The organism is Clostridium sp. cel8 (genome assembly GCF_014050525.1).
GTDB lineage: Bacteria > Bacillota > Clostridia > Clostridiales > Clostridiaceae > Clostridium_B.
This window is the reverse complement of the sequence record NZ_JACGAG010000015.1, coordinates 18,801-40,881: the sequence shown is the minus strand read 5'-3', so window position 1 is coordinate 40,881 and position 22,081 is coordinate 18,801. Positions and strand designations below refer to the sequence as shown.

General features: G+C 28.0%; 21 protein-coding genes and 1 riboswitch. Of the genes, 18 read left to right on the top strand and 3 right to left on the bottom strand.

Translation table 11 applies throughout. From position 1 onward, the window contains the following. Positions 1-6: 6 nt before the first annotated feature. On the top strand, positions 7-1,182 hold the full coding sequence (locus H2684_RS11340; RefSeq protein WP_182089512.1) for an FprA family A-type flavoprotein: 1,176 nt from the start codon (positions 7-9) through the stop codon (positions 1,180-1,182). A gap of 193 nt (positions 1,183-1,375) precedes the next feature. Here H2684_RS11340 and H2684_RS11335 read toward each other — a convergent pair whose 3' ends face one another. Continuing rightward, a complete protein-coding gene (locus tag H2684_RS11335) occupies positions 1,376-1,537 on the bottom strand; it encodes an aspartyl-phosphate phosphatase Spo0E family protein (RefSeq protein WP_182089511.1) in 162 nt (53 codons plus the stop codon). Positions 1,538-1,879: 342 nt separating this feature from the next. Between H2684_RS11335 and H2684_RS11330 the strand changes: the two genes are divergently transcribed. The 5 genes from H2684_RS11330 to H2684_RS11310 all read left to right on the top strand — a co-directional run bounded on the left by H2684_RS11330 (position 1,880) and on the right by H2684_RS11310 (position 6,086). Next, a complete protein-coding gene (locus H2684_RS11330) occupies positions 1,880-2,071 on the top strand; it encodes a DUF896 domain-containing protein (protein ID WP_182089510.1) in 192 nt (63 codons plus the stop codon). A gap of 10 nt (positions 2,072-2,081) precedes the next feature. Further along, on the top strand, positions 2,082-3,005 hold the full coding sequence (gene hprK, locus H2684_RS11325; protein ID WP_182089509.1) for an HPr(Ser) kinase/phosphatase: 924 nt from the start codon (positions 2,082-2,084) through the stop codon (positions 3,003-3,005). Then, positions 2,995-3,555 (top strand): 5-formyltetrahydrofolate cyclo-ligase, encoded by a 561-nt coding sequence (locus H2684_RS11320; RefSeq protein ID WP_243159338.1) that lies wholly within the window; start codon positions 2,995-2,997, stop codon positions 3,553-3,555. Before hprK ends, H2684_RS11320 begins: the two co-directional genes overlap by 11 nt. Before the next feature lie 105 nt (positions 3,556-3,660). Then, the gene (locus H2684_RS11315; protein WP_182089507.1) at positions 3,661-4,599 is read left to right on the top strand and encodes a magnesium transporter CorA family protein; all 939 of its coding nucleotides are present in this window, start codon (positions 3,661-3,663) and stop codon (positions 4,597-4,599) included. 86 nt (positions 4,600-4,685) lie between these two features. Further along, entirely contained in the window at positions 4,686-6,086 is a 1,401-nt protein-coding gene (locus H2684_RS11310; protein WP_182089506.1) for an aminopeptidase, read from the top strand. 57 nt (positions 6,087-6,143) lie between these two features. On the opposite strand, the gene H2684_RS11305 is transcribed toward H2684_RS11310, so the two are convergent. Beyond that, positions 6,144-6,989, bottom strand: a complete 846-nt coding sequence (locus H2684_RS11305; RefSeq protein ID WP_182089505.1) for a PHP domain-containing protein — start codon at positions 6,987-6,989, stop codon at positions 6,144-6,146. Positions 6,990-7,223: 234 nt separating this feature from the next. Between H2684_RS11305 and H2684_RS11300 the strand changes: the two genes are divergently transcribed. From H2684_RS11300 to H2684_RS11280, 5 genes are all read left to right on the top strand, one after another. Further along, positions 7,224-8,453, top strand: coding sequence for an aminopeptidase (locus H2684_RS11300; RefSeq protein ID WP_182089504.1), 1,230 nt, complete (start codon positions 7,224-7,226; stop codon positions 8,451-8,453). Positions 8,454-8,523: 70 nt separating this feature from the next. Continuing rightward, complete coding sequence (locus H2684_RS11295) at positions 8,524-9,078, top strand: rubrerythrin family protein (protein ID WP_182089503.1); 555 nt, start codon at positions 8,524-8,526, stop codon at positions 9,076-9,078. Between the two features lie 209 nt (positions 9,079-9,287). Further along, a complete protein-coding gene (locus H2684_RS11290) occupies positions 9,288-9,599 on the top strand; it encodes a phage holin family protein (protein ID WP_182089528.1) in 312 nt (103 codons plus the stop codon). 150 nt (positions 9,600-9,749) lie between these two features. Continuing rightward, positions 9,750-10,196, top strand: a complete 447-nt coding sequence (locus H2684_RS11285) for a hemerythrin family protein (protein WP_182089502.1) — start codon at positions 9,750-9,752, stop codon at positions 10,194-10,196. A 9-nt stretch (positions 10,197-10,205) separates the two neighbouring features. Then, positions 10,206-12,056 (top strand): MutS family DNA mismatch repair protein, encoded by a 1,851-nt coding sequence (locus H2684_RS11280; protein WP_182089501.1) that lies wholly within the window; start codon positions 10,206-10,208, stop codon positions 12,054-12,056. Positions 12,057-12,111: 55 nt separating this feature from the next. Here H2684_RS11280 and rbr read toward each other — a convergent pair whose 3' ends face one another. Further along, a complete protein-coding gene (gene rbr, locus H2684_RS11275; RefSeq protein ID WP_182089500.1) occupies positions 12,112-12,696 on the bottom strand; it encodes a rubrerythrin in 585 nt (194 codons plus the stop codon). 158 nt (positions 12,697-12,854) lie between these two features. Beyond that, a riboswitch (Lysine riboswitch) is annotated at positions 12,855-13,029 on the top strand. A 120-nt stretch (positions 13,030-13,149) separates the two neighbouring features. On the opposite strand from rbr, the gene H2684_RS11270 reads away from it, so the two are divergent. The 7 genes from H2684_RS11270 to cas3 all read left to right on the top strand — a co-directional run bounded on the left by H2684_RS11270 (position 13,150) and on the right by cas3 (position 22,078). Next, entirely contained in the window at positions 13,150-14,598 is a 1,449-nt protein-coding gene (locus H2684_RS11270; protein ID WP_182089499.1) for an amino acid permease, read from the top strand. 147 nt (positions 14,599-14,745) lie between these two features. Further along, positions 14,746-15,681, top strand: a complete 936-nt coding sequence (locus H2684_RS11265; RefSeq protein WP_182089498.1) for a WYL domain-containing protein — start codon at positions 14,746-14,748, stop codon at positions 15,679-15,681. Between the two features lie 84 nt (positions 15,682-15,765). After that, on the top strand, positions 15,766-16,497 hold the full coding sequence (gene cas6, locus H2684_RS11260; RefSeq protein ID WP_182089497.1) for a CRISPR-associated endoribonuclease Cas6: 732 nt from the start codon (positions 15,766-15,768) through the stop codon (positions 16,495-16,497). Position 16,498: 1 nt separating this feature from the next. Next, positions 16,499-18,268, top strand: coding sequence for a type I-B CRISPR-associated protein Cas8b1/Cst1 (cas8a1, locus tag H2684_RS11255; RefSeq protein WP_182089496.1), 1,770 nt, complete (start codon positions 16,499-16,501; stop codon positions 18,266-18,268). After that, positions 18,261-19,169: a type I-B CRISPR-associated protein Cas7/Cst2/DevR gene (gene cas7i, locus H2684_RS11250; RefSeq protein ID WP_182089495.1), complete on the top strand. Its 909-nt coding sequence runs from the start codon at positions 18,261-18,263 to the stop codon at positions 19,167-19,169. The genes cas8a1 and cas7i overlap by 8 nt, the downstream gene beginning before the upstream one ends. A gap of 5 nt (positions 19,170-19,174) precedes the next feature. Further along, complete coding sequence (gene cas5b, locus H2684_RS11245; protein ID WP_182089494.1) at positions 19,175-19,849, top strand: type I-B CRISPR-associated protein Cas5b; 675 nt, start codon at positions 19,175-19,177, stop codon at positions 19,847-19,849. Between the two features lie 21 nt (positions 19,850-19,870). After that, positions 19,871-22,078, top strand: coding sequence for a CRISPR-associated helicase Cas3' (gene cas3, locus H2684_RS11240; protein WP_182089493.1), 2,208 nt, complete (start codon positions 19,871-19,873; stop codon positions 22,076-22,078). The last annotated feature ends 3 nt before the right edge of the window (positions 22,079-22,081 follow it).

The window sequence follows — 22,081 nt, the reverse complement described above, 5'->3', positions numbered from 1 at the left end:
CATGTAATGAATAGTTTAGAATTAAAAGATAATATATATTGGGTTGGCGTTCAAGATCCTGGTCTTAAGGTCTTTGATATTATAATGGATACTAAATATGGGAGCACATACAATGCTTATTTGATTAAGGATGAAAAGGTAGCTGTAATAGATACTGTTAAAAATGTGAATGGATTTTATGATAAATATTTATCTAACATAACAGGTATTATAGGAGATAGAAAAGTTGATTATATAATTGTTCAGCATACAGAACTTGATCACAGTGGATCTATATCTATGCTTATTGATAAATATCCTGATGCTACAGTTGTTGCGTCTAGAGCCGCACTTATGTATCTTAAAGATATAATAAATAAGGATTTTAAGAGTATGGTTGCTCCTGATACTTTGAATCTTGGTAAAACTACTCTTAAATTTATGGTAACACCAAATGTGCATTGGCCAGATACTATGTTTACTTATGTAGAAGATAAAAAGATACTATTTACTTGTGATTTTCTTGGATGTCACTATTGTCCAAAAGATGGCAATATCATAGGAAACTCCCTTGAATATGAAGGAGAAATGAAATACTATTTTGATTGTATTATGTCTCCATTTAAAAAGTTTGTTTTAAAGGCACTTGATAAAATAGAAGGCCTTGATTTAGATATAGTAGCTCCAAGTCATGGACCAATACACACTAAGTATATTGATAAATTTATCGATATATATAGACAGTGGGCAACTGATGAAGTACATGATAAAAATGTCCAAATATTTTATATATCTGCCTATGGAAATACAAAGAAAATGGCAGAGTATATAACTGATAAGATAAAATCATCAGGAATTTCAGCACAATGTCATGAGATAACTTCAATGGATATGCATGATGTTGTATGTCTTGTAAATTCTGCTAGTGGAATTTTAGTAGGTTCTCCTACAATAAATCAAGATGCAGTAAAACCTGCATGGGATATGTTATCTAGTATATGTGCTATACCAAATAGAGGTAAACCAGCAGGAGCTTTTGGTTCCTATGGATGGAGTGGTGAAGCAGTCAAGATGATGACTGAAAGATTAAAATCATTGAAATTTAAAACAGTTGAAGATGGCTTTAGGTTTAAACTTGTACCTAGTGAAGATAAATTTAAAAAGGCAGATGAGTTTGTAGATAAGTTTTTGAAATTATTGTAATTTTAGGGGGCGATTGCTCCCTTTTTATAAATTACAAATAGTTTCTACTGTTTGATATATAAGATATAAATAGATTTAATTTTTAAAATATTTTTATAAAATAAATAAGAAGACATATATGAAAATATATATTATATGAAAATGGTATTGATTAGATGTAAAGGATTATCTTAATAAAGATATAATTTTGAATTTAGTGACGTTTTAATTTCTGATATTCTAAGATTAACTTATCTAATTTCATACTGCATTTTACTACTTTTTTATCAGTTAAACTATTCTTTTTGATTAAATTATATAACATTTCTTTTAATGAAATTATCTCCGCCTCTAAATTTTTTGATTTGTTATTCATTATAATTACCTCATAATTAAAATTTATTTGTTACTTATATTTTAACAGATATTATAAAATTAAGCATAATTTTTATAAGTCAATAATATACATATTATTACAAGAACAAACAATATGTCTGTAGATAACGTGTGGACTATTCTGTGGAAAAAATGTGGAAAAGAGTAAAAAATGTCTTTATATATTGGTATATAAGGTAATACAAAAAAAGCGTAATATTAAAATATTGTCAAAAACTTTTTAGAATATTTTATGATGTAAAGGTATATAGTGTACTTTTTTATTTTTATGTTATAATATATAAAATGTAAATAAGTATTGTATATTGTTAGGAGGATTATTTTGAATATAGATGAATTAGTTAGTAGAATAAATTTTTTATATCACAAAAGTAAAAGTGAAAAACTTACAGAAGAAGAAAAATTGGAACAAAGAGAACTTAGAAAAAAGTATTTACAAAATATAAGAGCCAATTTGAAATCACAATTAGATACAATTAAAAAAGTAAATCCCAGTAATGAAAGATTAAACTAGGAGGAATAATATGGGAGTAACAGTTAAGGATATAATAAATGACTTGAATTTAGAGGTGCTAAACGAAGGGAAAACTATAAATGAAATAAAAGTAAGTGATATAAATAGACCTGGATTACAGTTCAGTGGATTTTATAATTATTTTGCAAATGAAAGGGTACAGGTTGTTGGAAAAGCAGAATGGAGTTTTTTAGATGCAATGCAGCCTGATCTTAGAGAAAAGAGGCTGAAAAAGTATTTTGAATTTGATAATCCATGTACTGTAATAACTAGGGGTCTAGTTCCACATAAAGAACTTTTAGACAATGCAATTAAAAATGGAAGATGGGTGCTTAGAACTAATATGCTATCTACAAGATTTATAAATAAACTTATGAACTATCTTGACTATAAATTGGCACCTGAAACAAGACTTCATGGAGTACTTGTAGATGTGTATGGAGTTGGAATACTGATAACTGGAGAAAGTGGAATAGGAAAAAGTGAAACTGCACTTGAGCTTATAAAAAGAGGTCATAGATTAGTGGCAGATGATGCTGTTGATATAAAGGAAATAGATGGAGAGCTCCATGGAATGTCTCCTTTTATAACATCTGGTATGATAGAAGTTAGAGGAATGGGAATAATAGATATACCTGCACTTTATGGTTTGAGTTCTGTTTTAAAAAGTAAGGTGATTAATCTAGTTATATACATAGAGCAGTGGAAAGAGGAACAAAATTACGATAGACTTGGAGTAGACAAGGAGTATGCAGATATACTAAATGTTAAAATAAGAAAACTCACATTGCCAATAAGGCCAGGTAGAAATTTAGCAGTTATAATAGAAGCAGCAGCTGCAAATTTTAGATATAGTTTGATTTCTAAAGTAACACCAGTAGATATAATAAGTAGTAGAATAAAACAAGTTGAAGACAAGAGGAATGAAAATTAACATGAAGGATAAAAATAGTATTAGAAAATATATGGAAACTCTTAGAAATAATTTAACTGAGTCTAAACGTAAAAAATTTGATAGTATAGTATTTGATAAGATTATAAATAGTGAGGATTATATAAATTCAAATTGTATATTTATATTTGTAAGTTACAAAAGTGAAATTTATACTCATAAAATAATTAATTTTGCACTTGAAGATGGTAAAAGAGTTTGTGTACCTAAGGTGATATCTAAAGATCAGGGGATGATTGCAGTTGAAATAAAAAAGTTTAGTGATTTGAAACCTGGAAAGTTTAATATATTAGAACCTGTGAATATTAAAAATAAAGTAGATGAAAAGGATATAGATATATCATATGTACCTGGAATAGCTTTTGATAAATCTGGAGGAAGATTAGGTTATGGAGCAGGATATTATGACAGATTTCTAAATAAGCTTTCATCTAATAGTAAAAAAATTGGAATATGTTACGACTTCCAGATTATAGATAAAGTGCCTATGGAAGAGCATGATATATTTATGGACAAAGTACTTTCAAATTAATATCTACTATTATATAGCTATAAGTGATTAATAACTATAATTTTTGAGCAAAATAATTATAGTTATTTTTATTTTGATTCATATAGCTATAATGGTGGTGTTTTTTTGAAAATAATAGATATAGAGAATAATTTCATGAATGTAGTTAAGGAAGGAAATTTAAAGAGTAACTATTATTGGATACTTGCAAATACAAGTGAAATTGAAAAATTAGATGAGTTTATAACTATAGATAGTGAAAGCATGAAAGATTGCAAAGAATTTTCAAAATCTGCTAAGATAAGTTTTTTTAACGAGTATACATTTGCTATTTTTAATGTATTGAGTTATGTTGATAATATAATTGTTTCAAAAGAGTTATATGTGTTTTTGTCAAAAAAGTATATAATAACAGTTTATAGAGATACAATGAATATATTAAATGAATTGATTACAGATATAAAGGAGTCAAAAAACTGTTTTATATTAAAGGATAAACCTCAAGTAGATATACTTCTTTACTACATATTAGATAGGATCATAATAAGAAATTATGATATTATATCAGAACTAGAAACACAAGTAGATAGAATAGAGATAAGTATATTAAAATCTCCTGAGAAAGAACAATTGTATAATTTAATAACATTGAGAAGACAGGTGTATAAAATTAGAAAGTACTTAAATCCATTAAGGCATATAGGAGATAGTCTTAATTTAAATGATAATTTTATAATAGAAAAAGACAGTTTAAAATATTTTATTGGAATTAACAAAAAGATAGAGAAGCTTATAGGTGCTGTTGAGAGTCTAGTTCAAGATTTAGCTATGGTTAGGGAGGCTTTTGAATCTGAAGCAGCTAATAAGACAAACGAACTCATGAAGATATTCACAGTTGTAACTAGTATATTTATGCCTTTAAATCTCATAACAAGTATGTATAGTATGCAGTTAAATGGTACGCCATTTATAAATGTAAAAAATGGATATCACTATGTAATTATGTTAATGGTATTAATCGCATTTATACTTATAATGATATTTAGAAAGAAGAAGTGGATATAAAATTGTAAGGTATATTCTATAATTAAGGGTTTATGGAAAATAATTTAAGTGTTTGATATAATATAGATGAAAAAGGAGAGATGATTATGACAAAGGATTTACAGAAAAAATATAGTTATGCATGGGATAAATACTCAAAAGATGATTTTGATAAGTTGTTTAAAATATCCGATGAATATAAAAATTTCATGTCAAAGTGTAAAACAGAAAGGGAATGCACTAGAGAGTTTATAAGAATAGCAGAAACAAAGGGATATAAGAATATTGATGAAATAATAAAGAATAAGAAAAAGTTGAATCCAGGAGATAAAGTCTATGCAAATAACAAAGATAAGACTGTAGCTCTCTTTGTAATTGGAACTAAAGATATACAAGAAGGTATGAGAATACTTGGAGCTCATATTGATTCTCCTAGACTTGATTTAAAGCAAAATCCACTTTACGAAGATACTGATCTTGCTATGCTCGATACTCACTATTATGGAGGAATAAAAAAATATCAATGGGTAACTTTACCACTTGCAATTCATGGAGTAGTTGTAAAAAAAGATGGAACAAAAGTTAATATTGTAATTGGTGAAGATGAAAATGATCCTGTAGTTGGAGTATCTGATCTTTTAGTACATCTTTCAAATGAACAAATGACTAAAAAAGCTTCAAAGGTAATTGAAGGAGAAGATTTAAATATACTAGTTGGAAGTATTCCAGTTAAAGATAAGGAAGTAAAAAATAGAGTAAAACAAAATATACTTGAAATATTAAATAATAAATATGGCATAGAAGAAGAAGATTTTGTTTCTGCAGAACTTGAAGTAGTACCTGCAGGAAAAGCAAGGGACTATGGCATAGATAAGAGTATGGTAATGGCATATGGTCATGATGATAAAATATGTGCCTATACTTCTTTTGATGCTATGATGAAAATAGAAAATCCAGATAAAACTTGTGTTACACTATTAGTTGATAAGGAAGAAATAGGTAGTGTTGGTGCCACTGGAATGCAATCTAGATTTTTTGAAAATACTGTGGCAGAAATAATAGATCTTATGGGAGATTACAGTGATTTAAAACTAAGAAGAGCTCTTACAAATTCAAAGATGTTATCCTCTGATGTAAGTGCCGCTTTTGATCCAAACTATCCTTCTACAATGGAGAAAAATAACTCAGCTTATTTTGGTAAAGGAATAGTATTTAACAAATACACTGGAGCAAGAGGAAAATCAGGATGTAACGATGCAAATCCAGAGTTTATTGCAGAAATAAGAAAAGTTATGGATGACAACAATGTATCATGGCAGACTTCAGAACTTGGTAAGGTAGACCAAGGTGGTGGTGGAACTATAGCATATATACTTGCAGAGTACAATATGCAGGTTATAGACTGTGGAATAGCTCTTCAAAATATGCACGCACCTTGGGAGATTGCATCAAAGGCAGATATATATGAGGCTGTTAAAGGATATACTGCATTTTTAAATAGAATATAATATGATTTAAAAAATCAGGTGCTCTAAATTAGGACACCTGATTTTATTAATAGTCTTTTATTTAGACATGGAATTTAGTTTGTTTAAAAACAGTTCTATCCTGTCCTCTTCAAGATACACTACTCCTGGATAATGGCCATGTTTTGAATCTTTCTCATCTAAGCCATGGAAATCTGAACCTGCAGATATAATCTTATTATATTTATTTGCATAGTCTATAAATTTAAAAGTGTCTTCATCAGTATTAGCGGGATAAATTGCCTCTATACCATCAAAGGGCAATTTAATTACATCCTCAATATTTAATTTCTTTATTAGGACAGGATGTGCAAGAACAGTCACAGCTTTCATTGATTTTAGAATACTTATTCCTTCCTCTGTAGTCAACTTTTTGTTTGGTACATATGCAGGACTGTTTTCTCCTATGAAGTTTGAAAATATGTAATCAAAACTGTAGTTGTACCCGGCATCTATTATTGCTTTTGCTATATGAGGTCTTGCAACTATTCCATGAGCACTTTTTAACACATCTTCGTAATTTAATTTTATATTAAAAAATTTATATAGATTATATATTATTTTTTTTGCTCTTTTTATTCTGTAATTTCCCATATCTTTGAGAAAAGCTTTAAATTCTGTATGTATATCATCTATATTATTGAAGTAGCCAAGTACATGAACACTAGTTCCATTATAGAGAGTTGAGAGTTCTATTCCTGGAATTACTTTAATTCCAATTGTACTGCTTTGAGAAATCGCTTCTTCAAGTCCTGATACAGTGTCGTGATCTGTTATAGAAATTATATCAAGGCCTTGTGTTTTTGCTAGATTAACTAATTCTCTAGGCGGAAGTCTACCATCAGATGCATTTGAATGTAAATGAAAATCTCCTCTTTTATACAATATAATCACCTTTCTACTAAAGTATTCAATGTAATCATTATACTATTATATGTGAATCATGCAAATTTTTAATTTTATATAAAATTATAGTAATTTATGATTATAATATAAAATAGGTAATTTTTGATTTTATGTATACAATAAAATTTTAACAATAATATATTATGTTAATAATAAACTACATATGATATTATTGTATTGTAATATATAATCAAATTGTAAGGAAGTGGCAAAATGAATAAAGAATTTTTAGAAAAATATGCTAAGTTAATTGTAAAAATAGGTATAAATATTCAACAAGATCAAATTTTAGTTATCAATTCCCCGATAGAGTGTGATTATTTTACAAGACTTGTTTCAAAAATTGCTTACAAGGAAGGAGCTAAGGATGTAATTGTAAATTGGAACGATGAAAAACTCTCAAAAATAAAATATCTATATGCAAAGGAAAGTGTATTTGATGAATTCCCAGATTGGAAAAAGGAACTATATACAGGATATGCAAGACAAGATGCTGCGTTTTTAACAATACATGCTACAGATCCTGAACTTATGAAAGATGTGGATCAAAGTAGAATAATGAGAGCTACTAAGGCTGCAAATAAAGCTCTTTCTGAATTTAGAGCTAGAACTATGGCTGATAAAAATGTATGGTGTGTTGTATCTGTGCCTACTAAGGCTTGGTCTAAAAAAGTATTCTCTAGTATTGATGAGAATGAAGCAGTGGAAAAGTTATGGGATGCAGTATTTAAAGCAACAAGAGTAGGAGAGTGGGATCCTGTAAAAGCATGGGATGAACATAAGGATAAATTGAAAAGTAGAATGGACTTTTTAAATAAAAATAAATTTAAGTATCTAAAATACAAAAATTCACTTGGAACAGACCTTAAAATAGAACTTCCAAAAGAGCATATCTGGCTTGGAGGTTCATCATTTAGTGAAAAGGGAACTGAATTTATGGCAAATATACCTACAGAAGAGGTATTTACCCTTCCTTTAAAAACAGGAGTAAATGGAAAAGTTGTAAGTTCAAAACCTTTAAATTACAACGGAAATTTAATTGAGGATTTTTCAATGGAATTTAAAGATGGAAAAATAATAAACTATACTGCAAAGCGTGGTTTAGAAACATTAAAACATATTATTGAAACTGATGAAGGATCTCATTATCTTGGTGAAGTTGCACTTGTTCCATTTGATTCACCTATATCAAATTCTAAGGTACTATTTTACAATACATTGTTTGATGAAAATGCATCTTGTCATTTGGCTATAGGTGAGGCATATCCTGTATGCCTTCGTGGAAGCGAAAATATGTCTAAGGAAAAGCTTTCAGATCTTGGAGTAAATCAGTCCCTTGAACATGTTGACTTTATGGTAGGCACTGAAGATTTAAATATAATGGGAATAACACAAGAGGGAAGAGAAATACCTATATTTGAAAATGGAAATTTTAAGTTTTAAATTAGAATATTATTACTCATTTAAGGGAATATATAATATATGGATAAAATTTATTTAATGAGGTGATAATGTGTCTGTAAAAAATGCAATGACTGCGGATTTTCTGCGTTCAGCTTATGGTGGAGAAAGTATGGCTCATATGAGGTATTTAATTTGGGGCGAAGAAGCGGCTAAAGAGGGGTACCACAATATAGGAAGACTATTTAAGGCTATTTCCTATGCAGAGTGGGTTCATGCTAAGAACCATTTTAATGTGCTTAAAGATCAAGCTGGTGATAGTTCAGTTACAGCAGGTGGCGTATTTGGAATGACAAATGTAGTTAACAATCTTCAAGGAGCATTTGACGGTGAAATGCACGAGATAAATCAAATGTATCCTGTATACCTTGAAACTGCCAAGTTACAAGGGGAAGAAGATGCTAAAAGATCATTTTCATTTGCACTTAGTGCAGAGAAAGAGCATGCCAAATTATTTAAAAAGGCTCAGGACTCAGCTAAACAGGGAAAAGATCTAGAAGGTACCAAAATATATGTATGTTCAGTGTGTGGCTTCACTGTAGAGGGAGAAGCTCCTGAAAAATGTCCGATATGTGGAGTACCTAAAGATAAATTTAATGAGTTTTAAAAGATACAATAGGAAAAGTTTCAGTGTTTACTGGAACTTTTTCTATTTTTATAAATAATTTTTAAAAAATGGGGTAAATATATTATATATAATAAAAATTTATTTGCTATAGAATTTAAATAGTACTTGAAATTATCATATGTAAAGGAGTGATTATTGTGAACAATACAAGTGGTAAAAATGAAAAGTCTTCTATAGGAGGATATATCATGAGACTTATGATTACAGTGGTTATACTTGCCATAACGTCTTTTTTAACACCTGGTTTTACTATAGTAGGCTTGTGGTCATATTTGGGAGCTGCAGTAGTAATAAGTGCAATAGATTATGCAGTTGAAAGGTATATGGGAATTGATGCATCTCCTTTTGGAAAGGGATTAAAAGGATTTTTAATTGCAGCTATTATAATATATATAACTCAATTCATAGTTCCAAATATGAGTGTGTCAATGATAGGTGCTATTTTAGCAGCACTTGTAATAGGAGTATTAGATGCTGTAATGCCAAGTAGCGTTATGTAATTATATGTTAATAATTAAAGGGAGTTTTAGAATATTAAAAAGGTATTCTATTACTTCTTTTTTTAATTCTTTATAAATCATTAAATTATAGATATGCTATAATTGATTGTATATTAGAATTAAATTTAATATTAGAAGGAGAAATATAAAATGTTTGAATGGAAAGACGAATACAAATGTGGAATAAAGTTGATTGATGATGAGCATAAGAAATTATTTAGAATAGGACAATCGTTATATGATAGCATAAAAGGTCCTGATAGTATATTTTATATTGACAAAGTTCTAGATGGTATTGATGAACTTAGAGATTATACAGTTTATCATTTTGAAGATGAGGAAAGATTAATGTTACTGTACGAATATCCTGGATATAAAAATCAAAAACTAGTTCATGATAAGTTTATAGAAAAAATAGAGAATTTTGATATTGAGAAAATAGAAGATAATCCAGAAAAAGAAGTTTTATCATTACTTGATTTTATATATACTTGGATAGGTGATCATATATTGAAAATGGATTTTAAAATAAACGAATATATTCAAGAATTAAAACCTTCAAAAATATTAAAAAATGACAATAGAAAGTTGATATAGGTATAAAATATGAAAAATATTGAAAAAATCTATATAAATAGAAGTCGGCACTACAGTTGGCTTGCTGAAAATGAAAATAGAGCAATTAAATTTATAAGTAAAGTAAGATTACTTGTTTTCCTATTGGGACTTATTACTACTATATTGTTGTACAATCATGGATATATATATTTAAGTATAAGCTCATTTATTGTATTTTTAGTTTTATTTATTTATACAGTTAAAATGCACGAAAAATTTAAGCATAATTTTGATTTTACAAAGAAACTTGCTGATATAAATAACACTTCCTATGAAAGATTAAAGGGAAATTGGACAGAATTTAAAGATTCTGGAAGTGAATTTGAAAATCAAGATCATGATTACAGCTTTGATTTAGATGTATTTGGAAAAGGATCTATATTTCAATGGATAAATACTTGTAAAACAGAACTTGGAAGGAAAAAATTAGCTGATATATTAAAAGCTAAATATCATAAAAGAGAGAGTATACTATTAAATCAACAGGCAATAGCTGAGCTATCACATAAGATAAAGTTTAGACAAAGACTTCAATGTGAAGCCTATTTTGCAGGAAATAATAAAAACAAATATGAAATCAAAGATTTAGTTCATTTACTTAACGAGTCTGGAAATAAGATTTATAGAAATAAGTTTATCATAGTACTTTTTAAAATTATTCCTGTAATAACTATATCTCTTCTATTTATGAGTTTTATTTTTAATATGCTTCCTGACTATATTGGATATTTAGCACTGCTTTTTCCAATGTTGATTTTATCTGTTGATTTTAAGAATAGGTCAAATAGTTTAGATACTCTGTTTAAACTTAAAGAAAATTTAAGTTCATATGAAAATATAATAAATATGATATACAAGGAAAGGTTTTCTTCAAAACTCATAAAACAGATTCAAGGTATATTTGGAAGAAATGAAATGGAGTCTGATTTAAATCATGGTAGGTTTAAACCTATGGAAGATTTAGTTAAAATAGTAAACAATATTTCTGAAAGAAGGAATATGGCATATTTACTTTTAAATATACTTTTCCTTTGGGATTATCAAAGTATGTTTGCACTTGAAAAGTGGAAACTTCAAAATGGTAACAATGTGTCTAAGTGGATTGAGGCTATAGCAGAAATTGAAGCTTTAAGTAGTCTTTCCATTATAAATTTTGATCATCCTAATTGGTGTATTCCTGAAATTTTGGAAAAACCTCTTACTATAAAGGCAAAATCCATGGCTCATCCTCTTATTAGAGGAAAAGCTGTAAGCAATGATTTAACTATAGGAGAAAATTCAAGAGTACTACTTATAACAGGATCAAATATGTCTGGTAAGAGCACTTTTTTAAGAACTTCTGGTGTAAATCTAATACTTGCATATTCAGGTTCTGCTGTATGTGCCGAGCAGTTCTCCTGTTCAATTATGAATATACACACTTGTATGAGAATAAGTGATAATTTAGATAAAAATATATCTTCTTTTTATGGAGAAATTTTAAGAATAAAGTCTATTGTAGAATGTGCAAAGAGAGGAGAATATATATTCTTCTTGTTAGATGAAATATTCAAGGGAACCAATTCTTTAGATAGGCATATTGGAGCAAAAATACTTATAAATGAGCTTAGAAAATTGAATACATGTGGTATGGTATCAACTCACGATTTGGAACTCTGCGATATGGAAAAGGAGAGCTTAGGAAATATTAAAAACTATCACTTTAGAGAATACTATAATAATAATAAAATATATTTCGACTATAAACTTAAAAGGGGAATTTCTGAAACTCGTAATGCACTGTATCTTATGAAAATGGCAGGAATTGATGTGCCAGATGATTTTAAACAGAAAAATTAATATAAAAATAGCAGGTGGAAAGTGGTTCCATCTGCTATTTTTCTTAGCCGAACTATTAAAAGTTATCTGAAAGTAGCTCAAAGTAAGATTGAGGATGTGCACATGCAGGACATGATTCAGGAGCTGAAGTACCTTCATAAATGTATCCGCAGTTAGTGCATTTCCATTTATATACTTTATCTTTAGTAAATACTTTATTTTCTTCAACATTTTTAAGTAAAGCTTTGTATCTTTCTTCATGATGTTTTTCAACTTCTGCAATTTTTCTAAAAACAGTTGCAATAACTGAAAAGCCTTCTTCATCAGCTACTTTTGCGAATTCAGGATATAGAGTGGACCATTCTTCATTTTCACCAGCAGCTGCAGCTTTTAAGTTTGTTTTAGTATCTCCAAGTGCAACAGGATATGATGCATTTATTTCTACAGCTTCTCCACATAAATCTTCATTTACAAATTTAAAAAATCTCTTTGCATGTTCTTTTTCGTTATTAGCAGTTTCTATAAATATGTTTGAAATTTGAACGTAACCTTCTTTTTTTGCAACAGAAGCATAAAAAGTATACCTATTTCTAGCTTGTGACTCACCAGCAAAAGCTTTCATTAAGTTTTCAGCAGTTTTTGTACCTTTTAAAGATCCCATAAAAAACCTCCTAATAATAGTTTATATGCTATAATATTCGACATATTTTAAATAATTCCTTTTAATTATAGAAAAATTAAAATACATGATAAAAAATTGTATTGACTAATTTTATAATATGATTAATAATATAGATGATAACGTATTATTAAATGAATAATTAGGATAGAGGAGCATTGTTTATCAGTAAAATAGTTGAGATAAGCACGATGAAGCTATTTGAAAGGAAACTTTGCCGAAACTTTCAGCAAAGGCTTTGATGCTGAAAAGTTGGTTTTACTTAAAATATATGTAAAACTGCCACAATAATGTTTGTGGAGAGCTATCATTCAAAGTGGTATAAATTTTAAACGTATAAAATACGTAAAATAAAATGCCTTGAGTGATTCTCAAGGTGTTTTATTTTACCTTAGTTTTCATTTATAAGAAAGACACTTACTAAGGAGGAGTAAAATGCAAAATAATTTAGAAGCTAAAGATGAAAATTCAAATCAATTAAAAAGAGGTCTTAAGGCAAGGCATTTAAACATGATTGCTCTTGGTGGGGCAATAGGTACTGGTATATTTTTAGCACTAGGGGATACTATAAAACAAGCTGGACCTGGTGGTGCAATAGTAGCATATGCCTGTATAGGAATAATGGTTTATTTTCTAATGACAAGTTTAGGAGAAATGGCTACTTATATGCCAGATTCAGGATCCTTTAGTATATATGCTATAAAATTTGTAGATCCAGCTTTGGGATTTGCACTTGGTTGGAATTATTGGTACAATTGGGCAATTACAGTTGCTGCTGAAATGGTTGCTGGGGGAGTTATAATGAGGTTTTGGTTTCCAAATGTTCCACCGGTAATATGGAGTGCAACGTTTCTAGTACTTATAGTTGGACTTAACTTGTTATCTGCAAGAGCTTATGGAGAATCTGAATTTTGGTTTGCTGGAATTAAAGTATTTACAGTTATAGTATTTTTAATAATTGGAGTAGCTCTCATATTTGGAATATTTAATGGGAGTCCTATTGGATTTAAAAATTTTACTGTTGGAGAAGCACCATTTGTTGGAGGAGCTAAATCTATATTTTTAGTATTTTTAATTGCAGGATTCTCATTTCAAGGGACAGAACTTGTAGGTATTGCTGCAGGTGAAAGCGAAAACCCCGAAAAAACTATACCTAAAGCAATAAATACAATATTTTGGAGAATAATAATATTTTACATTGGAACAATTATAGTAGTTGGAGCAATAATTCCATATACAAAGGCTGGAGTTAAGATAAGTCCTTTTACTATGATATTCCAAAGAGCAGGAATAGCAGGAGCTGCATCTCTTATGAATGCTGTTATATTAACATCTGTACTTTCTTGTGGAAATTCAGGAATGTATGCATCTACAAGAATGTTGTATTCAATGGCAAAAGATGGCGATGCACCTAAGATTTTTGGAAAAGTAAATTCAAGAGGTGTCCCTGTAAATTCCGTTATAGCTACAACTATAATAGCTTCATTGTGCTTTTTAACAGGCCTTTATGCTCAAAGTTCAGTTTATGTATGGTTGGTTGCAGCTTCAGGACTTTCGGGATTTATAGCCTGGCTTGGAATTGCTACATGTCATTATAGATTTAGAAGGGCTTGTATTGTACAGAAAAAGGATTTATCCAAATTAAAATATAGAGCTAAATTTTTCCCAGTAGGTCCCATAATTGCATTTACATTATGTGCAGTTGTAGTATTAGGACAGGGTATTACATATTTTCAAGAAAGTCATATAGACTGGGGTGGAGTAATATCTTCATACATAGGATTACCTATTTTTTTAGGATTGCTTATAATTTATAAGATTAAACATTCTACTAAACTTGTAAAACTTGAAGATGTAGATTTAACTGGTTTTAATAAGTTTTAGGTTATAAATGAGGCTGTCACACTAGCATAAAAAAGATGCTAATGTGGCAGTATTTTTTTATATAATTTCTATAACAATTTATATGTTATAATTTTACTAGTCTATTATCAAATTATATTTAAGTTATATTTTAAAGGAGATAGTAATATGAGTAAATTTTCTAATTTATTGAATATGATAATACTTTTAAAAAGTATAGGTAAAATGAAATGTAAAGATATAGCAGAAGAATTGGAAGTAGATGAAAGACAGGTAAGAAAATATAAGCGGGATTTAGAATTAGCTGGAATAAATATAACTTCTACAACAGGTATAGATGGAGGATATAGCATAGATGGATATGATCATTTATTAAATTTGAATATAAATGATGTAGATTTAACTGTACTTAATTTAGCCACTTTTCAATTGAAAAGTATGAATTTCCCATATTATAGGGAGTTTAATGTTTTAAAAGATAAAATAAATATTGCTAATAAATCTAATGAAAAAGAGTATGTTCAGTATTTTCAAAAATCTGCTAGAGAAAATATTAATGAAGAAGATAAAAAGAAAACACTTGATATAAATTGTGCAGTAATAACTAGGAGAAAAATGGAGATAGAATATTTTTCACTAAGTTCTGGATTAAGCATTAGAATAATACATCCATATGCTATTATAAGTTATAAAAATTCCCTTTATATAATAGCCTTTTGTGAGAAAAGAAATGAAATAAGGGATTTTAAAATATCTAGAATTAAAAAATACAAAACGTTAGATTCTAAATTTGAGATAGATAAAAATTTTTCATTAAAGAGATATATGAATGGTAGTTTTGGCATTTATAGGGATAGTAAATTGAATGTAAAAATGTGCATTTACAAGCCAATGTCATATATAATAAGTGAAAAAATATGGACAGAAAATCAAAAAATTACATGGAATGATGATGAATCTGTAATATTTGAGGCAACAATGTCAGGCAAAACAGAAATAGTTAGCTGGGTATTAAGTATGGGAAGTAAGGTTAAAGTTTTAGCTCCAGAGGAACTTAAAATAGCAGTGAAAGAAGAAATTGATAAAATAAAAAAGTATTATTAATATTTTTTTATTTTAACACAAATAGTTCCTAAATATTTGATATAATTAACTTATAAAACAATTTTGGAGAAAGAAGGTGAAAATGTGAGGTTTAGATGTGTTTTTAGCACAGAAAAAATACCATTATGTTATCATATGATGTTTGTGAGTATGATAAAAGAATCTCTTAAGGCAGAGGATGAGGATTATCTAAATAAATTATACTATTTTAGAGATAAGAAGAACAAAAAATCAAAAAACTTTACTTTTTCTGTTTATCTGAAGGATTATGAAATGAATAAAGATGAAATAAAAATTAATGACTCAGTGGAAATTAATATATCATCTCCTGATCCTGAATTTATGTTAAAGCTTTATAATGGAATACTAAAGAAAAAAACATTTCAATATAAGAAAATGTATAAAATTAATAAACTCAGAGTATCTATACAACCTGAAAAAAACATTTCAAAAGGAGAATTATGTTTTAAAACATTATCCCCAATTTACATTAAAGATAAAAACGGAAAAGCAGTTTCACCTAAAAGTGATGAATACTCTAAAGAATTTAATTATATTCAAAACAAAATTCTTGAAAATTATAGAGGATATGGTTTGAAAGAAGATATACAATTTATGCCTGTTTTGATGAAAAAGAAAATAGTTAAAGAGGAAATAGCAGACTTTAAGATGACTTCTGGTAAGAGTATATATTGTGTTGAAGCTTATTCTGGAATATTTAAACTATGTGGTGCTGTAAAGGATTTAAAAGATATTTATATGCTTGGAGTGGGCTTTAGGAGAAATCAAGGCTTTGGAATGATAGAGGTGGTATAGAGTGAAAGTCAAGGTATATCTAAATGATTGGTTTTATAATATGGGCATTGTTGGATTTATGCGAATACTTGAATATGCAGAAAAACTAAAAGAGGTTACTATAAAGGAAAATTATATAGAATTTGATAGTAATATTTTAAAAGAATTTGGTAAATATTATTTTAACTATTTTATGAATAGATATGATGTTCCTAAAGATAGATTGGAGAGATATCAGGAACAAAAAGCCTATATAAAGAAAAAATCTGATTATAAAGATGGAATAAAGTATTTAAAAAAGACAGTAACAGATATAGCCAATAAATTTAAAAATGATAAGAATGGAAAAGAACTAAAAGCTATATCAAATGAAATTTCAAAGGTAAAAAGTGAAAAACAGCTTGAGATTTTAGATGAGCAATATGAAAAGTTTAAGGAAATTTTATCAAAAGAAGAAGTTTCAGAAAAACTTAGATTGAATAAAGTGAGAAGTATTTTATATGATGAATATTTTGGACAAGCAAGTTTTTTGCAGAGAAATTTAGCATCTAAAAGATTAAGTTATCAGAGAAAAATAGCAGAGAAAGATTATATGATTCCTATATATGAAATGGGAAAGCTTATAGATTTATGTGAAAATGGTAATTTAGATGAAGCAAAAAAATGTATTGATGAATACTTAAATTTAGATAAGAGTTTTAAAGAAAAAAATATTGAAAAGATTTATAAAAGAATACGAAAGAAGATAGACAAAACAAAGAATATAAATTCAATTAAAGAGGAATTTAATTCTCCTAAATTATACAATTGTTCTTTATGTGGTGAATTTAAATCTTTAGGTTATGATTTTGAGGAGAAGGTATTTTCCCCTCTAGGAATTAGTAGTGGCAATGCATATAATTTATTTTGGAATTTTAATACGGAGTTTCCTATATGTAATATGTGCAAGTTAATACTGTTTTGTACACCAGCAGGAGCTACGGATTTGTTTAAAAGTTATATAGATGGTGATTATAAGGATAAAACCTATTTTGGATTTGTTAACGTGGATACAACTGTAAATAAATTATATAAGCAAAATCAAAATTTTTATAATAGAAAGGATAAAGATTCTCCTTATAAAGAGATCATACTGGATATGGTTCAAGAGCTTGGAGTTGAAAGTGAATGGGAGCTTCAAAATATACTTTTTGTTGAATTTGATGTTAATGGGAAAAACTGCAAATTAAATTATTTTAACATTCCAAGATTTATAGCTAAGTTTTTCAAAGAAAAATGTGATGAACTAAATAGTATAAAAGATGAAAAATTTAAATCAGAAATAGTAGATTTAATTTTAAAAAATTTAGATATTAAATTTGTTATAGATAAAAGATTAAGACAAAATATAAAAAATGGATATAGTGCTTTAGATTGTTATATAGCTTGTAAAATTAGATACTATTTAAATAAATATAAGGGAGGGGAAAGTGAAATGAATAGTAAAAAATTATTTTTTATATATAAAAGTGGACAAGATATAAATAAATATTTTACTGAACATGGTGAAGAAAATAAGATAGCTGGTATAGCTTATAAAATGTTAAACTCAGTTAAAACTGGCAATAAAAACAATTTTATGGATGCTATACTTAGAACGTATATGACAGTACAAAAAGAAGTTCCATCACTTTTTTCTGAAATTTTTTCAGATGAAAATTCAGAATTTGAATCAGTTGCACAAACTTTTGTATCTGGACTTATATCTAAAGAAACGTCTAAAAAAGTAGAGGAGGTAAATAAAAATGAATAAGGGATTAACTTTAACTGTTGTTTTTCAAGCACAGAGTTTGAATTTTGGAGAGGGAATTGCAAATATATCTGAACTTAAAAAATTGACAAGAGGAGATGGAAATTTATATACTTTTGCATCAAGACAATGTTTAAGATATGATATTGTAAGACTTGGAAGTATGTTTTACAATTGGAATACACAAGTTGTTGATAAAAGTAAAGGAACAGTACAATTTAGAGATGACTGCACAATAAAAGATTCTGAAGAAATGGATTTATTTGGATATATGAAAACAGCTAAAAAAAATGATGATGAAAAAGGTGGCTCAAATATAAGAAGTGCAGTTGCTAGACTTAGTCATGCTATTTCACTAGAGCCATATAGAAGTGATATGGATTTTTTAAATAACAAAGGATTAGCAGATAGAATAGGTGAACATCCTAACCTTGCAAATGTAGAACAACATTTTAGTTTTTACACATACACAATTACAGTAGATTTAGACAAGGTAGGCAATGATGGCAATATAAATTTGGATAAAAAATATAAGGTACAGAGAGTAAATCAGCTTTTAAGCATACTTAAAGTATTAAACAGAAATATAAGAGGAAGACAGGAAAATCTTGCACCACTTTTTATAGTTGGAGGTATATATGATATTCCAAATCCATTCTTTTTGGGCAGAATAAAGCTTAGCTATAGAGATAATAAGCCTTGCATAGATTCTAATATTTTAAAACAGACACTTGAAACAAAAATATTTGATATTTCAATTGATAAATCAACTTCTATTGGAATGGTAAGCGGTGTATTTAATAATGAAGATGAATTAAAAGAGGTATTTAAAAACAGAAATTATTCTGTAGAAAAGTTCTTTGATAACTTACAAAATGGTGTAAAAGCATATTATGGGGTGTGATTAATGTGGAGAATCGCAAAAGAGTTCTTAAACTTAATATTTTTCAAGAATCAGCCTGTTATAAAAAACCATTTTCATTTAAGGCAGCAGAAACCTATCCACTGCCTCCTTATTCTACAATAAAGGGACTATTGCATAAGGTTATTAATGCTGATAAGTACTATCCTATGGGAGTTTCAGTTCAAGGAAATTATGAAAGTAAGTTTAATAATTTTCAAACTACCTATTTTTATAAAGATAAAGGTATAACAACTATGCCAATGAATGTTCATCAACTTTTTAACATAAATTTGACTATTCACATATCATCTGAAGAAGAGTTACTTAAAAAGATATATAATGGATTTTATAATTTAAATGAAGCAGTTAGTTTAGGTAGAAGAGAGGACTTAGCAAGAATAGATAATATCGAGTTTACATGGGCAAAGCAAGTAGACATAGATGATGATGATTACAATTCATATCTTATAAAAAATCCTATATATATTCCTAAAGGGCAGATATGTGAAGAACTTCATGGAATAAATTATAGACTAAACAACTGGTATGAAAAAGTAAATAATATTAGAAATTGGCATAAGACAGATGTTTTGTATGCAAATAGTGATCAGGAAATTGAAGAAGGATTGATTTGGGTAGAAGAAAATAATCCTGAAGAGTTAATTTTCTTTAGTGATTAGTGTAAGTTTGGAGGTGGTTAAATGTTATATGCAAAATCTAATCCTGTTGAAAGTATAAAACAGCATACAGATGAACTAGTTAAAAATTATGAAGAACTGAGAGAAACATATGGTGAGATTATAGAACAAAAGGTAACTATTGATAAAAATGATTTTTGGCAGCTATTAAATATAGCTGTCCTCTACCATGATGTTGGAAAAGCTTACACTCAGTTTCAAAATAAAATAAGAAGAGTTTTAAAAGAAAAAGAACTTCCAGAAAATGATAGTACAGATATACCACATAATTATTTATCTCCAATGCTTATTCCTTATAAAAAATATGGACTTTCGAAAAATAAAACTTTGAAAAAGATACTAATACAAGCTATAGCTTATCACCATGAGAGAGATAAAAAACCTGATGTGCATGAAATTAGACAAGCAGCTGAACTTGATTTGAAAAATATTATTGGTGAAATAAGGGAAGAAATGAAAATTGAAATTCCAGATAAACCAATAAATAAGGTGTTTAATTCTATGAATTTTCAAAATAGAATTAAAGAAAATGAAGCTGGGTATTATGACTATGTTATGTTAAAAGGATTGTTACATAGGATAGACCATTCAGCCTCTGCTCATAGAGAAATAGAATTAGATCGGGAGAATAATGTTGGAGAGTCAGCAAGAAAATATGTAATAAATAATTTTAGAAAATTAAGAAATGTGCAAACATTTTGTAGTGAAAATAGAGAAAATAATTTAATTTTAATAGCATCTACTGGTATGGGTAAAACGGAATCTGCTCTTATGTGGCTTGATAATGATAAGGGATTTTTTACACTTCCACTTAGGGTTACACTTAATTCCTTATTTTCAAGAATTGTAAATGATAATGAAATTGGATATAAACCGGCTGGACTGCTCCACTCAACAAGTTTGGACTATCTTGAAGAAAACGGATTTGAAAATCCAGAAGATCTAGTTGAATCCGCAAGATTACTTTCAAAAAAATTAAGTCTTACTACTGTTGATCAATTATTTAAATTTCCATTCAAATACAAAGGATATGAAAAAATTTATGCAACACTAGCATATTCTAAAGTTGTCATAGATGAAATACAATCATACACACCAAAGATAGCAGCAGCAATAATAAAGGGTATTGAGATGATATATAAAATAGGTGGAAAGTTTTTAATAATGACAGCTACTCTTCCTAAAATATATACTGACTGTTTAATAGAACGTGGAGTCAAATTTAATGTAAAAAATAATGGTGAAATACCTAAATTTGTTATGGATAAAGAAAGACATAAAATTTTACTTAAAGATAAAGAAATTAAAGATGATATTGAAGAAATAGTTAAAAGAGCTAAAAGCAAAAAGGTTTTAGTTATAGTTAATACAGTAAAAAGAGCATTAGAATTATATGAACTTTTGAAAAATTGTAATTTAGATAATTTAAATTTATTACATTCTGCATTTATAAAAAAAGATAGAGCTAAGCTTGAAAAAAAGATAAAGGATTTTGCTGACAGTAAAGATATAACGAGCGGATTATGGATAACAACACAGATAGTTGAAGCTTCACTTGACGTTGATTTTGATTATTTATTTACTGAACTATCTACTTTGGACAGTTTATTTCAAAGACTTGGAAGATGTTATAGAAAAAGAGAGTTTGATTTAGATGAACCTAATGTATATATTTATACAAATGGTGTGAGCGGAATAGGAACTATATATGATAAAGAAATATTTGAAATGGGATTAGAGTATTTAAAAAAATATAACAATTGTATTTTAAGAGAAACTGATAAAATTGATTTAGTTGATAAGTTGTATACAAAAGATAAACTTAAGGATACTGAATTTTATAAGGAGTTTAAGTATGCTTTAAAAATATTAGATGACAATGAAGAATATGCACTAACAAGCAGTGAATCACAAAAAATATTAAGAGAGATAAATTCAATTACAGTTATACCAAGAACTGTTTATGATAGTAATATGTCTTTGATAGACGAATTTATGGAATGTAAAAATGCTCATTTAAAAGAAGAAAGAAAACATAAAACTGAATTGTTTAGAAAGATAAATAAACTTACTGTGGATGTTCCAGTATATAAGTGTTCTAATAAAATCGTTAAAAGCTGTATTAGTGATAGAATTTTTGTTATTGAATGTAAATATGATGAAAAGAGTGGAATCTTATTTAATTCTGATATAATAAACCACATAGGGTGATAA